This window comes from Roseicyclus sp. (assembly GCF_018402035.1).
In the GTDB taxonomy this organism is placed as follows: Bacteria; Pseudomonadota; Alphaproteobacteria; order Rhodobacterales; family Rhodobacteraceae; genus Roseicyclus.
The window spans coordinates 22,903-36,287 of sequence record NZ_JAGYJN010000012.1 but is presented as its reverse complement, the minus strand read 5'-3'; the positions used below and the strand labels follow the sequence as shown (position 1 = coordinate 36,287).

Sequence of the window (13,385 nt, the reverse complement as noted above, 5' to 3'; positions counted from 1 at the left end):
TTAGCCAAGCGCACCCGGAACTCGCCGTGCGACCCTTTGAGCCAGAATTCATCTATCGCGTCTCTTTCGCCGTCTCGACGGTGAGGCCTATGTCGCGCCCTGCGCGCGCCTTCATGCGCCATGTGCAATTGTCGCTGAAATCGAACCCGCAGTCAGCCTATGAGTTGCGCCCACCCGAACGCTAGGCCGAGTCTGCATTCTCGTGATCCAAGCGGGCCTGAACGCGCAACGGGGGCGGCACAATTACGTGACAGGTCCAAACAAAAAACACAATTTTATACAACAAATCATAATGTTGTGAGTTCTTTAGGTGGGATACGACACTCAGGAGAACAGCACAGATGGCTTCCGCCCTGCACTCGCGCCAAGAGACTGGCTTGGCCAAAGTTATCTTGATAGGTTGAGCCAACCCCGTTCATCGGCCGCGGCCGCCTTTCGAGACCATCGGCGGTCCTTGACCACAATCTTCAGGGATGGATTTCACGCATGTCCCACACCCTTGCCATCGGACATTATGAGCAGGAGGAGATCGACGCGTTCGAAAGCCAGTTCGCGGCCGTGGTCTTGCCTGATCTCGCTGCCATGGCGGCGCTCGACCCCGAGCAAAGAAAGGGGATCCGCGTCGTTGCCTACAAAGGGCATGATCCCTTTGGCCCGCTTCATATGGATGCCTTGCCTGCCCTTGGACTGATCGCCAATTACGGGGTCGGTCATGACGCGATAGATGGCGATGCTGCCGGCGCACGTGGCATAAGGATCACCATAACGCCCGATGTGCTGAACGATGATGTTGCGGATCTGGCCCTGTGCATGTGGATCGCCGCCTGTCGGGGTGTAATGCATGCCGCCGCCTATCTGCAGCAAGGCGACTGGGGGGCCGGGCGACCGCTTGGCTTGGGCACCAAGGCCAGCGGCCGCAAGGTGGGTATTGTGGGAATGGGCCGAATCGGTCGTGCCGTCGCGGACAGGTTGGCGGCGTTCGGCTGCGAGATCCATTATACCGCCCGCGCAGAGAAGGGCGTTTCGGGTATACGCTGGCATGCGACTCCCCGCGCGATGGCACAAGAGGTCGACGACCTCATCATCACGATCGTTGGCGGCGAGCAGACGCGCAACCTCATCGACCATGACACGCTTACGGCCCTTGGCCCCGGATATATCATCAATGTCGCACGCGGATCTGTGCTCGACGAAGACGCCCTTGTCGAGGCCTTGCGAAAGGGGCATCTGGCTGGGGCAGCGCTCGATGTTTTCGCGCATGAACCGCAAGCGAACGCGGATCTTCTGGCGTTTCCGAATGTGCTGTCTTTACCGCATATCGGCAGTGCGACGGTGCAAACACGCGCCGCGATGGCAAGTCTTCAGCGCGCCAATATCGCAGCATTCCTTGCGGGCGCGCCATTGCTTAGCCCCGTCCCTTAGCGCCGGGGCGCGCGCGCACGATCCGGCGCAATCGCTCCGCCCCCGAGACCAGGGTAAAGGTTTCATTCGCATGACGATCGCGAGCGGCGAAGCATGTCGGCATGCAGGCGCGGCAGCCCCTTGCCGTCATCAAGAGATCGACTCGCACCCCGCTTGCCGCAAAGTTCCGCAACTTCGCGATCTTCAAAGTTATGATTGACCTTCGCCCCAAGTTCGGCATTGATATACAGAATATCCATGTGAAGTTAATTGGATCAGGGATGCAAAAAAATAAGCTGGAACGCGCCAAGTTGTCGGACCTCGCCCGAGAGGAGATCCGCGGGCGTATCATTTCCGGCACCTTTCCCATGGGGCGGAAGCTGCCCGAGTACGAGCTGTCCGAGCTTTTGGGCATGAGCAAAAGCCCCATCCGTGAGGCGCTACTGCAGCTTGAAAGCGAAGGTTTGGTGGAAATGCCGCCTGATCGAACCGCTCAGGTATTCTCGATGGGCAGCGGCACGATCGCCGAATTGGGTGAGCTGCGGTTGATCCTGGAGCGCGAGGCGCTGACGCTGGCCATAGCGCGCAATCGTACAAGCTTGGCCGAAACGCTTGCCATGATCGTGGACAAGATGCGCTCGGCCCTCGATGTCGAGGATGCCTCCGGCTACCGTTTGCTCGACCGCGACTACCATACGGCGATCTTCGATCTTTGCGGCAATGGATACCTGCGATCAAACTACCTGTTATTGTCATTCCGCATCCAAGCCCTTCGCAACTGGCTTTCGCGCGAGGCGGAACTCAACACGATTTCATTGGCTGATCATGCTGAAATCGTCGAGTTGATCCGCAGGGGAGACAGCGCTGGCGCAAAGGCGCTTTTGCAAAAGCATATCGGCGAAACGACGGCCATTTACCTCGCGCGCTTCGGTTCGAACGACACGTCCGCCAAGACACAGGGCGCCGCCCGACGGGTAATGCTGCCCGAAATCGAGCGTTTTGCCCGGACGGCGCTGGATGACGTTGGGGCTAATGCGCTGACCATCGAAGCGGTCATCGGGGCATTGTCGCATGCTTCAGGGTTGGGTGTGGACTCGCACGGTTATCGCCTTTTGCCCCACTATCTCGAAGGATTCACGCGCGGGCGGTTAAATCCAAATCCATCGCCGCGCTTGTTACAGGGCAAGGGCGGCGCAGCCGTGCTGGATGCCGATGATGCCCATGGTGCCGTGGGCGGCTATGAAGCGGCGCGCCATGCCATCGCCTTGGCGCGGCAAAATGGTATAGGGGCGGTCGCGATCCGTAATTCATCGCATTTCGGCCCGGCGGGCGCTTATGCAATGGCCATCGCCGAGCAAGGCATGATGGGATTGGCCGTTTGCAATTCCGATAGCTTCGTTCGCCTTCAAGGCGGGGCGCAGCGATTTCATGGCACCAATCCCATCGCGGCCGCTGCCCCGTCTGATGGCGCGCGGCCGTGGCTTTTTGACATGGCCACCAGCGCAATCCCGTTTAACCGGGTGCAACTAGCGGGCGCATTGGGTCTGAGCTTGCCGCCCGATGTTGCCGCCGATACCGAGGGCCGCTTCGTCACCAATCCCGCCCAAACCGAGATGTTGGCCCCTCTTGGTGGCGCGCTGTTCGGCTACAAGGGGGCGGGCTTGGCCGGCTTGGCCGAAATCTTTTCGACGGCCTTTTCGGATGCTCCGCTGAGCGTGGAGTTACCGCCGATGATCGGCGACGACATGGAGACGCCGCGCCATCTGGGGGCCTTCGTGCTGGCGCTGGACCCTGATGCCTTTGGCGGTGGCGCGGTCTTTCGCGCGGTGGTCGGTCGCTACATCAGCCATATCCGGCAATCGCGAGCGGCCGAGGGGCAACGCGTCATGGCGGCAGGTGATCGCGAATGGGAGGAACAAGCGCGTCGCACTGCCGAGGGAATTCGCCTCGATCAAGGCTCGGTCGACGCGCTCAACTGTTTTGCGGCGGAGAGATCCATCCGACCGCTTGAGACGGTGTCGTGAAACGGCCCCCGAAGCAGAATTGGATCACTGAAAGGGAGGAAGGAAAATGACAAATCGGTTCTTTGGAAAGACCCTCGGACTGGCGGCCAGCAGCTTGGCAATCACATCCGTGATCGGATTGGCAAGCCCGGCCCTGGCTGCGGATCGCGTGCTAAAATGGGCGCATGTCTATGAGTCGTCCGAAGCCTATCACACCTGCGCCGTTGCAGCCGATGGTGCGCTGCAGGCAGCCACGAACAATCGCCTCGGGATAGAGGTTTTCCCGGCCTCATCACTTGGCAGCGAGGTCGATATCAACGAAGGCCTCGGTTTGGGTACGGTCGATATCATCTATACCGGGCAACTCTTCGCCGGCCGCGCTTATGGCCCGATCGCGATCGGCGGTGCGCCCTACATGTTCCGCGACTACGCGCATTGGGATGCGTTCCGCAATTCTGACCTTTTTGATGAACTTTCCGCCGGCTACACGGCAGCCAGCGGCAACCATGTGGTTGCAATGACCTATTATGGCGCGCGGCATGTGACCTCGAATATCCCGATCACCAGCCCCTCTGACATGGAGCGGCTCAAGATCCGGGTTCCCAACGCGCCGCTCTACATGATGTTCCCGCGCGCAGTCGGGGCCAATCCGACGCCTATCGCCTTTGCCGAGGTCTATCTGGCACTGCAACAAGGCACGGTTGACGCGCAGGAAAACCCGCTTCCGACCATTCAGGCCAAGGCCTTTTACGAAGTCCAGACCAATATCAACTTGACGGGTCACATAACGGATGCGCTGTTGACGATTATTGGCGGCCCGACTTGGGGAAGCCTGAGCGCCGAAGACCAAACCGCGCTGGCGGCGGTTCTGGAAGACACGGCCACCTGTGCCACCGATGCGATCATCCAGCTTGAATCCGAGCTGACCCAGTGGTTCCGCGATCAGGGCGTCACCGTGAACGAGGTCGATCGCGGCCCGTTCATCGAAGCGGTCAAGGTCATGCACAATGGTGAAATGGCCAGCTGGGATCAGGCGACCTACGATCGGTTGCAGTCCCTCAACCAGTAATGCCACGCCATCGATGCGACGACCGGGGCTATGTCTCACCCCGGTCGTCGCAGATCGTGACCGCCAGCCGCAGGGGGCTACCATGACCGACTCGAACAATGGGTACGCGACACAAAAAGAGCCCAAGGCTCTGCCGACCGTGCCCGATGGGGGTGCGGAAGAAGAGATCAGCCTGTCGGATCTGCGCTGGGACGATGGCGTCGTATTTGTGTTCTTTTGGGTATTGGCCTTTGTGGTCTTTTTGCAGTTCTTCACACGGTATGTTCTGAACAATTCATTTGGTTGGACAGAAGAAATCGCCCGGTTCCTGTTGATCGGCGTGACCTTCACCGGCTCTGTCATGGCGACGCGCAAGCACAGCCATATCGCCGTGGAATTCATTTATCGTTGGGTGCCGCGCAAGCTGCGACGTATCGCTCAGGGCGTGATCGATGCCATCTGCATCGGCTTTTTTGGGCTCATGGCTTGGTATTCCTATCAGGTGTCAGGCCGGACGCAGCAGATGATGGTGTCGATCGATGTGTCAAAATCCCTTGTTTATCAAGTATGTGCGGCCTGTTTTGCGGCAATGGCGATTTATGCGGCAATCAATGCTTGGCGACATCTGCGCACGGGCAGCTCGCGGCTGATCGACCCCGATCTTTCGTCACACCGCAGCGTCAGTTTGGACTAGGAGCAACATCGTGGAAGTCATTCTTCTTTTCGGTTCTTTGGCGATCATGCTGTTGTTGGGCGTGCCGGTGGCCATCGCACTGGCGGGCTCGGCGCTGTTGTTTATTGTCACCAATTCGACAGTTCCGCCCTTCGTGGTTGCTCATCGCATGATCAACGGCGTCGACAGTTTTCCTTTGTTAGCGGTGCCATTCTTTATTCTAGCCGGCAATCTCATGAACACGGCTGGGATAACGCAACGCATCTTTCAGTTCGCGCTAGCCTTGGTCGGCTGGCTGCGGGGCGGATTAGGGCATGTCAATGTCGGAGCTTCGGTCATTTTCGCCGGCATGTCCGGGGCGGCGGTCGCCGATGCCGGCGGGTTGGGCGCAATCGAGATCAAGGCCATGCGCGATGCCGGTTACGATGATGAATTCTCGGTGGGCATCACGGCGGCGTCCTCGACCATTGGACCGATCATTCCGCCGTCTTTGCCGATGGTGATCTACGGCGTGGTCGCGGGGGTTTCCATAGGACAGCTTTTCGCGGCCGGGTTCATTCCGGGCCTGATCATGGCGCTTTCGCTGATGGGCCTAGTTGCCTACATCGCGTGGAAGCGGAATTACCCGCGCGATCAGGCATTTCGTTTATCTGTTCTGTGGTTCACTTTCCGCCGGGCCTTTCTGTCGCTGTTGACGCCGGTGATCATCGTCGGCGGCATTCTATCGGGGGCCTTCACCCCGACCGAGGCTGCGGTGGCGGCCTGTGCTTGGGCGCTTTTCCTCGGCCTCGTGGTCTATCGCACCTTGACCCTGCCGAGGTTCCTGCGCGTCAGCTTCGACACGATCGAAACCACGGCGGTCGTGCTTTTGGTCGTTGGGGCAGCCTCGATCTTTGCATGGGTGCTGACCGCCAACCGTGTGCCCGAGTTGGTGGCGGGGATGCTTTTGGCCGCATCGGATCGGCCTTGGGTGATCTTGTTGCTGATCAACCTGATCTTGCTCATCGTGGGCTGCTTTATGGAAACGGTGGCCGCAATCACGATCATGGTGCCGGTTCTGTTGCCCGTCGCCATGGAGTTGGGGATCGACCCGGTGCATTTCGGCGTCATCATGGTGCTGAACCTGATGATCGGCCTGCTCACGCCACCTGTGGGGATGGTGCTTTACGTTCTTGCACGGGTGGCCAACATACGCTTCGAGCGCGCCGTGGTCGGGACCGCACCATTCATCATTCCCTTGGCACTTGTGCTGCTGCTGATCACCTTCGTGCCGCAGATCGTAATGTGGCTGCCGACCATGCTTTACCGCTAGGGCAATGCGGGCCGGATCGATCGCCAAGGACCCGGCCCACCATGCGATCGGCCCAAGACAACAAGACGCAAGCACGGCATCCGCGCTTGGGAGGATGATCCAAAAAGGGCTGACCGGCCCATGTCAACCAACAGGTGAACGCAGATGAAAACATTCGAGGGACAAGTCACGGTCGTGACCGGCGGTGCGCAGGGGATCGGGCAAGCCGTGGCGCAACGGATCGCCGCAGCTGGCGGGCAGATCGTGCTGTGGGATATCGACCTGCCGCTGGCCAGCAAAGCCGCCGCCGACCTCGGGGTCGGCGGGTTGGCCTATGGTGTCGATGTGAAGTCATGGGAGAGCGTATCGGCCGCTTGTGCGCAGACACTGGGCGCTTGTGGTCGGATCGATGTGCTGATCCATGCCGCTGGCATCGCCGGGCCTAACGCGCCCTTGGCAGAATACGATGTGGCGGCCTTTGCCGAGATCCAGGCCGTCAATCTTTTGGGGACTTTCCATGTCAACAGGGCCGTGGTTCCCGGCATGCAAGCCCAAAATTACGGGCGTATCGTCAACATAGCCTCGGTCGCCGGCAAGGACGGGAACCCCAACGCCTCGGCCTATTCGGCATCGAAGGCCGCAGTCATCGGCTTGACGAAATCACTGGGAAAAGAACTGGCTAATCATGACATCGCGGTGAATTGCGTCACCCCCGCCGCCGCGCGCACCCGGATATTCGACCAGATGAGCGAGGATCACATTGCCTACATGCTCTCGAAGATTCCGCGCGGTCGCTTTCTCGAACTCGACGAAGCGGCGGGCATGATCAGTTGGATCGCCAGCCGCGAAAACAGTTTCACCACGGGGGCCGTGTTCGATCTTTCTGGAGGACGCGCAACGTACTGAGCGCAACCGATGTTGCGCTGTGCCGACCGCAGCCGCCGCAATTTGCCTTTCAACCGGAGACAGAAATGACCAAGAACCCGCCGCGCGTGATCCGGCTTCACCCCAGTGACAATCTCGCTGTCGCGCTTGAGGATATCGGTAAGGATGCGCAGTTGGCCGAATTCGGGCTAAATACCCGCGATCAGATTCCGCGCGGTCACAAGCTCGCCTTGAATGATCTGGCGATCGGTGACCCGGTGCGCCGCTATGGCCAGCTTATAGGGGTGGCGACGGCTGCGATCGCGGCTGGTGGCCATGTCCACAGCCACAATCTAGGGATGGGCGATCATCGTCAGGACTACGCCTTTGGCGCTGATTGCAGCCCCCTGCCCGTCGCAACGGGCGAGCGCAGTTTCATGGGCTTTCACCGCAGCGACGGCAAGGTCGGCACCCGCAACTATCTGGGCATCCTGACATCGGTGAATTGCTCGGGTTCGGTCGCGCGCTTCATCGCCGAAGCGGCCGAGCGGTCGGGTCTGCTTGCGGATTTTCCAAATGTGGATGGGGTCGTTCCAATCGTGCATGGCACCGGATGTGGGATGTCGGGCGACAACGAAGGATACACCGCCCTTTTCCGGACAATCGCGGGCTATGCGCAGAACCCGAATTTCGGCGGTATCCTTTTGGTGGGGTTGGGGTGCGAGGTGATGCAGATCCCCGACCTTGTCGGCAAAGGCAGGATGCGGGCCGATGGCAATTTCCGCTACATGACGATCCAGCAAACCGGCGGGACGCGTCGCACCATCGACCGCGGGCTGGCCGTGCTGAAAGATATGGCTCAGATCGCAAATCAGGCCGCCCGCGCACCGGCCCCGGTTTCGCATTTGACGGTCGCACTGCAATGCGGCGGGTCAGATGGCTATTCGGGGATCACCGCCAACCCGGCGCTTGGCCATGCCTCGGACCTTTTGGTGCGTCATGGCGGCACAACCATCTTGGCGGAAACGCCGGAAATATACGGGGCTGAGCATCTGCTGACGCGCAGGGCGGTCTCGGCCGACGTGGGGCAAAAGCTGGTCGACCGTATCCGTTGGTGGGAGGAGTATACCAAGCGCAATGGCGGCGAGATGGATAACAACCCTTCGCCCGGCAACAAAAAGGGCGGTCTGACGACGATCTTGGAAAAGTCTCTGGGCGCGGTGGCCAAGGGCGGCACGGCACCTTTGGCCGGGGTCTATGAATATGCCGAACCGATTACCGCTACCGGCTTCGTGTATATGGACAGCCCCGGCTATGATCCGTGTTCGGTGACGGGACAGATCGCCAGCGGGGCCAATCTGGTCGTCTTCACCACCGGGCGCGGCTCTGTCTCGGGCTACAAGCCAGCGCCGTGCATCAAGCTTGCGACTAATTCCGAAATGTTCGCACGCATGGCAGAGGACATGGACCTCAACTGTGGCGACATCGTCTCGGAAGGGGTCAGCGTCGAGGCCAAGGGCCAAGAATTGTTCGAACTGCTCATTCGCATCGCATCGGGCGAACGCACCAAGAGCGAAGAACTGGGATTTGGGGGGGCGGAATTCGTGCCATGGCAGATTGGCGCGGTGATGTGATGGCCCGAAACAAAAAAGGAAAAACACCTATGAGACTAAAGGGAAAACGTGCCTTTCTGACCGCGGCCGGTGCCGGGATCGGGCGGGCGACGGCGCGCGCCTTTGCCGCTGAGGGCGCCGAAGTGATCGCAACGGATATCGACGCTGACGCTGTCGCCGAATTGACCGCCGAAGGGATACGCGCCTGCCAGCTTGACGTGACCGACGGGCAGGCCGTTCAGAACATGGCAAAGGACATTGGCCGGGTGGATATCCTGTTCAACTGTGCGGGGTTCGTGCATCACGGCACGATCCTGGAATGTGACGAGCCTGCCTTTGACTGGTCTTTCGCGTTGAACGTAAAGGCCAATTACGCCGTGACGCGCGCGTTTCTGCCCGCGATGATCGCCGCCGGGGGCGGGTCGGTGATCTTTGTCGCCTCGGTGGCTTCCTCGATCATCGCCGCCCCCAACAGGTTTGTCTATGGCGCGACCAAGGCCGCCGTGATCGGCATGATGAAAGCCTTGGCAGCCGATCATGTGACCCAAGGCATCCGCGCCAACGCGATTTGCCCCGGCACCGTCGAAAGCCCGTCATGGCACGCTCGTGTCCGAGCGCAGGGACAAAACGCGGCAGAAATCGAGGCGGCCCGCAAAGCCTTTGTCGCGCGACAGCCAATGGGGCGCATTGCGCAACCCGAAGAGATTGCAGCACTCGCCGTCTATCTGGCTTCCGATGAAAGCGGCTTCATGACCGGACAAGCCGTCGGCATCGATGGCGGCTGGGCCAACACCTGACTTGGGAGAAGTGAAATGAAATTGCTACGTTACGGCGCTCCGGGCGCCGAAAAGCCCGGCATTGTCGGCGATGACGGGCGTATCCGCGACCTTTCGGCCCATTTGGCTGATATCAGCGGTGCGGCGCTGTCGGATGAAGCACTCGACCAGCTGCGCGCGCTCGACCAGGCAAGCCTGCCGGTCGTCGAGGGCACGCCGCGATTGGGCCCTTGTGTCGGTCAGGTCGGAAAATTCATCTGCATCGGCCTCAACTATTCCGATCACGCCGCCGAAACGGGCGCACCCATCCCCGAAGAGCCCATCGTGTTCATGAAGGCCACATCGGCCATCACCGGGCCAAATGACGATGTCATCATTCCCAAAGGGTCCGAAAAGACCGATTGGGAGGTGGAACTGGGCGTCGTGATCGGGCGCGAGGCACGCTACATCACCGAGGCCGAGGCCCTTGATCACGTCGCCGGGTATTGCGTTATCAATGATTTGTCCGAACGCGATTTCCAGATCCATCGCGGCGGCCAGTGGACCAAGGGCAAATCCGCCGACAGTTTCGGCCCCATCGGTCCATGGCTTGTGACACGGGATGAGGTGGCAGATCCGCAAGCGCTTCAGATGTGGCTGGATGTGGATGGGCATCGCTATCAAAATGGTTCGACCGCAACGATGATTTTCGGTGTTGCCCATGTGGTGTCCTATCTCAGCCAATTCATGAGCTTGCAGCCGGGCGATATCATCTCGACCGGAACACCGCCCGGTGTCGGGTTGGGCCAAAAGCCGGAGGTGTATCTGCGGCCCGGCCAGACGATCCAGCTGGGCATCGAAGGCTTGGGCGAGCAGCGTCAAACAACGCGCGCTTGGGCGGGTTGAACAGGGGGCGGGGCGCCTGTTCCACCAAAGCGCCCCGCTTCGCCCCGACCAAAGATCCTGGATCAGTCTTTGCGCACCTCTTGAATGAGCGGCCTGACCTTCTCAATCGTTGAAGATCGTTGGATCGACTTTTACAGGCGGGAAATGTGCGATCGCGCGCGCCAGTTCCTGAGCGTTCTTCGCCATTTCCGAAAGTGGAATACCGTCGCGCGCTGCTTGCGCAGACTGGCGCATGGCCCGCACGCCCGCCCCTACCCCGTCGGGATGGCTCAACAATCCGCCACCGGCACAGAAGATGAAATCATCATTGCCCAAAAGCGCCCGCGTCGGACCGATATGCCAAACTGTCTGACCCGAGGATATCACGGGCATGGCCGTCATCGCCGGCGCATCGCCTGTGCAGACAGGTGCCTGAACAGAGCGGGCTGCGCGGGCGACCGAGATGTCGGCTTCGCTGAACTTGCTGGCAAGGCCGCTGACATGAAGGTGGTCCGCCCCTGCCAGACGCCACAGCTTTTGCATCACGGAATACTCGATCCCGATATCGGCCGAGCGCGACAACAGCCCCCAGCCAGCGCGGTGACCATGGATCGGCATGGTCGTATGGTTGCGGACCACACGCAGTGCCGGCAGGCCGATGGTCTTGAGGCACACCATGGCGCAACCAGCGCGATGCTCTTCCAGCAAATCGAGGGTGCGCCGCATCTCGTCGATCTCGCCCGTGATGTTGCAGGCGTAAAGGACGCGCTTGCCGGTCCGCTCGGCGTGGTCGTTCAACACCGCCATCACCTGTGCCACGCGCTCCGACAAGGGGCAGTCGGGGCCATTGGCCTGCAGCTCGTCATCCTTGATGAAATCGATCCCGGCATCGGCAAGCTGTCGGACCAGCTCGGCGGTCTCGGCGGGCGACAGGCCGACGCTGGGCTTGATGATGGTGCCGATCACGGGGCCATCATGACCGCCCATTGCCGCGCGTGTGCCGGGTGCGCCGTATTTCGGGCCGGGATGGGCATGGGCGAATGCGGGCGGCAGCGCCAGATCGACGAGCCGCACGGCCGACATTTCGGCCAACTCGAACAGATTGCCCGCAATCGTGGCCATGATTGTGGGCAAGGACGTACCGAAGTTGCCCATCGGCCAACTGATCGTGACAAGACCACGCTCATAGACCGGGCCGCTCTCGCGCGAGAACAGGGCGGGCCGGTCAGAGGTGCCGGTGATCTCGATCGCTTCGATCCGCGCGGCCGAGCGCTCGCGCAAGGCATCCGTCTCGCTGGCCAGACGCACGAAGGTGCCCGTGGATTGCTCCCCAGCCAGCACGGCGGCCGCATGGGCCAAGCCCTTGTGCGATTGGATATCGTAGATCGCCGTGACACGGGGCGTCGTGGTCTGGCTCATCTGGGGCCTCCTCCATTTCTAATCCAGCCGAAATAATCGCGGCTTCCCATCTGGCCGCCTTTCAGCGCCAGCTCTTGCCCATCCATCGCGCCGTTGGCATGGGCCCGAAAGATCGCAGCACCGGGGATGGTGGGGGCAAGCGCCGACAGCGCATAAATGCCAAGCTGGCGTGTCGCATGACCCGAGGTATCCCCGCCCGAGACGACGGCGCGTGCCGGGCCGACCTCGGCCAACAAGTCGCGCAACATGCGGCCCAGCGCCTCGCCGACGCGTTCATTGGCAAGATGCGGGTCCGTGCCGCTTGTCGCGCAGGCATTGCGGAACTGTGCGACGCTGGGATCGTCTGGTCCCGCCGCCGTGTGGATCAGCGGATCGCGCCCGCGCAATAGGCTGCTGCGGGCGGCCTGTGTCACCCGCGCGATCTCGGCCATGAGCGCCGCCTCGCCGCCACAGGCGGTGCTGGCGTCGAATGCGAGAGTATCAAAGCCGTTCTCGGCGGCCCATGCGATCTGTCCAGCCGTCACCGGAGAGACCGAGCCGGAAACGATGATCGTGGCCTTTGCCCGCCCGATTCCCTGCGGTGCAGGGTGATGGGCCAAGGCCCCGCGCTCTTGCCAATGGCGGATCAGCGCATATTCCACGCCTTGCGAGCCGACGACAAAGGCGTTTTCGTCGCGCGCATCCCAGATCAATCGCCCGGCTTGCGCCTCGCTGGCCGCATCGATGCTATCCAATGTGACGATCTGCAGACGCCCATCTGCGACTGCCCCCATCGCGGCACCGCGCAGATCGGCCTGCGCCAAATCCTCCAGCGTGATACAGGCCGTATCCAGCCGATCCGATTGCAGTGAGATATGCCGCGCCACATCTGATTCCGACATGGGCGTGACGGGATGGCGTGCCATGACCGGATGTCGGTCGAGGCGAAACACACCCTCCTCCAGCCCTGCAAATAAATGGCCGAAGCATTGATAACGCCGCATCTGTGGCGCAGCGATCAAGACCGGCACGCGGGTCGCGCCGCAAAGCTGCGCCCCGATTTCGGTGGCCCGGCCGATTGCGCCGACATGGGGCGCGGAATCGAGCGTGGAACAGGTTTTGTAATGCAGAATCTGCGGATCGAGCGCGCGCAAGGCCGCGAAGGCGCCGGGCAATGCGCGGTCCATCCAGTCCGGGGATTGCGCCCGCGCGGTCGAGGCGATTCCGACGCCACGCACGCCGGGAAACCGCGCCAATTGTTCCGGTGTCGGCGGTGCGAGGAATAAGACAGAGGCAAGGCCAGAAAAGCTCAAGACTTCCATCACCGCCGCAGCCCCGGTGAAATCGTCGCCATACCAGCCGATCAGGACACCCTTGGGCAGGGTCGTATCCATTCGGTCCCTCCCCTTTCGGACGTCTTGTTGTGGTTTTTCTTGACACACTGATGCGATTAC

At 61.1% G+C, this 13,385-nt stretch carries 12 protein-coding genes and 1 pseudogene; 10 read left to right on the top strand and 3 right to left on the bottom strand.

Annotation, left to right across the window (positions count from 1 at the left end; all coding sequences use genetic code 11):
* A pseudogene (locus KG698_RS13430) lies at window positions 1-185 on the top strand (hypothetical protein); the annotation flags it as partial.
* Between the two features lie 301 nt (window positions 186-486).
* Window positions 487-1,422: a 2-hydroxyacid dehydrogenase gene (locus KG698_RS13425; protein WP_213686080.1), complete on the top strand. Its 936-nt coding sequence runs from the start codon at window positions 487-489 to the stop codon at window positions 1,420-1,422.
* Between the two features lie 62 nt (window positions 1,423-1,484).
* Here the strand turns inward: KG698_RS13425 and KG698_RS13420 are convergent, their stop codons facing one another.
* Window positions 1,485-1,661 carry a hypothetical protein gene (locus KG698_RS13420; RefSeq protein ID WP_213686079.1) on the bottom strand — a complete coding sequence of 59 codons (177 nt, stop codon included), beginning with the start codon at window positions 1,659-1,661 and terminating at the stop codon, window positions 1,485-1,487.
* A 21-nt stretch (window positions 1,662-1,682) separates the two neighbouring features.
* Here KG698_RS13420 and KG698_RS13415 point away from each other — a divergent pair, with 21 nt between their 5' ends.
* The 8 genes from KG698_RS13415 to KG698_RS13380 all read left to right on the top strand — a co-directional run bounded on the left by KG698_RS13415 (window position 1,683) and on the right by KG698_RS13380 (window position 10,554).
* Window positions 1,683-3,425, top strand: a complete 1,743-nt coding sequence (locus KG698_RS13415) for an Ldh family oxidoreductase (protein ID WP_213686078.1) — start codon at window positions 1,683-1,685, stop codon at window positions 3,423-3,425.
* 46 nt (window positions 3,426-3,471) lie between these two features.
* On the top strand, window positions 3,472-4,473 hold the full coding sequence (locus KG698_RS13410; RefSeq protein WP_213686077.1) for a sialic acid TRAP transporter substrate-binding protein SiaP: 1,002 nt from the start codon (window positions 3,472-3,474) through the stop codon (window positions 4,471-4,473).
* Window positions 4,412-5,146, top strand: coding sequence for a TRAP transporter small permease (locus KG698_RS13405; protein WP_300984018.1), 735 nt, complete (start codon window positions 4,412-4,414; stop codon window positions 5,144-5,146). Before KG698_RS13410 ends, KG698_RS13405 begins: the two co-directional genes overlap by 62 nt.
* 10 nt (window positions 5,147-5,156) lie before the next feature.
* Window positions 5,157-6,437 carry a TRAP transporter large permease subunit gene (locus tag KG698_RS13400; protein ID WP_213686076.1) on the top strand — a complete coding sequence of 427 codons (1,281 nt, stop codon included), beginning with the start codon at window positions 5,157-5,159 and terminating at the stop codon, window positions 6,435-6,437.
* Between the two features lie 144 nt (window positions 6,438-6,581).
* Entirely contained in the window at window positions 6,582-7,322 is a 741-nt protein-coding gene (locus KG698_RS13395; RefSeq protein WP_213686075.1) for an SDR family NAD(P)-dependent oxidoreductase, read from the top strand.
* Between the two features lie 65 nt (window positions 7,323-7,387).
* Complete coding sequence (locus tag KG698_RS13390) at window positions 7,388-8,914, top strand: UxaA family hydrolase (protein WP_213686074.1); 1,527 nt, start codon at window positions 7,388-7,390, stop codon at window positions 8,912-8,914.
* A 29-nt stretch (window positions 8,915-8,943) separates the two neighbouring features.
* Window positions 8,944-9,690, top strand: a complete 747-nt coding sequence (locus KG698_RS13385) for an SDR family oxidoreductase (RefSeq protein ID WP_213686073.1) — start codon at window positions 8,944-8,946, stop codon at window positions 9,688-9,690.
* A gap of 15 nt (window positions 9,691-9,705) precedes the next feature.
* The gene (locus KG698_RS13380) at window positions 9,706-10,554 is read left to right on the top strand and encodes a fumarylacetoacetate hydrolase family protein (protein WP_213686072.1); all 849 of its coding nucleotides are present in this window, start codon (window positions 9,706-9,708) and stop codon (window positions 10,552-10,554) included.
* 102 nt (window positions 10,555-10,656) lie between these two features.
* On the opposite strand, the gene KG698_RS13375 is transcribed toward KG698_RS13380, so the two are convergent.
* Both KG698_RS13375 and KG698_RS13370 read right to left on the bottom strand, forming a co-directional pair.
* The gene (locus KG698_RS13375) at window positions 10,657-11,952 is read right to left on the bottom strand and encodes a ribulose-bisphosphate carboxylase large subunit family protein (RefSeq protein WP_213686071.1); all 1,296 of its coding nucleotides are present in this window, start codon (window positions 11,950-11,952) and stop codon (window positions 10,657-10,659) included.
* Window positions 11,949-13,325, bottom strand: coding sequence for a four-carbon acid sugar kinase family protein (locus tag KG698_RS13370; protein ID WP_213686070.1), 1,377 nt, complete (start codon window positions 13,323-13,325; stop codon window positions 11,949-11,951). The genes KG698_RS13375 and KG698_RS13370 overlap by 4 nt, the downstream gene beginning before the upstream one ends.
* Window positions 13,326-13,385: the final 60 nt, after the last annotated feature.

Coding starts and splice junctions, on each gene's coding strand:
- KG698_RS13375 (WP_213686071.1), bottom strand. CDS start 11,952: ATGAGCCAGACCACGACGCCCCGTGTCACGGCGATCTACGATATCCAA.
- KG698_RS13415 (WP_213686078.1), top strand. CDS start 1,683: ATGCAAAAAAATAAGCTGGAACGCGCCAAGTTGTCGGACCTCGCCCGA.
- KG698_RS13405 (WP_300984018.1), top strand. CDS start 4,412: ATGGTGAAATGGCCAGCTGGGATCAGGCGACCTACGATCGGTTGCAGT.
- KG698_RS13370 (WP_213686070.1), bottom strand. CDS start 13,325: ATGGATACGACCCTGCCCAAGGGTGTCCTGATCGGCTGGTATGGCGAC.
- KG698_RS13385 (WP_213686073.1), top strand. CDS start 8,944: ATGAGACTAAAGGGAAAACGTGCCTTTCTGACCGCGGCCGGTGCCGGG.
- KG698_RS13380 (WP_213686072.1), top strand. CDS start 9,706: ATGAAATTGCTACGTTACGGCGCTCCGGGCGCCGAAAAGCCCGGCATT.
- KG698_RS13410 (WP_213686077.1), top strand. CDS start 3,472: ATGACAAATCGGTTCTTTGGAAAGACCCTCGGACTGGCGGCCAGCAGC.
- KG698_RS13395 (WP_213686075.1), top strand. CDS start 6,582: ATGAAAACATTCGAGGGACAAGTCACGGTCGTGACCGGCGGTGCGCAG.
- KG698_RS13420 (WP_213686079.1), bottom strand. CDS start 1,661: ATGGATATTCTGTATATCAATGCCGAACTTGGGGCGAAGGTCAATCAT.
- KG698_RS13390 (WP_213686074.1), top strand. CDS start 7,388: ATGACCAAGAACCCGCCGCGCGTGATCCGGCTTCACCCCAGTGACAAT.
- KG698_RS13425 (WP_213686080.1), top strand. CDS start 487: ATGTCCCACACCCTTGCCATCGGACATTATGAGCAGGAGGAGATCGAC.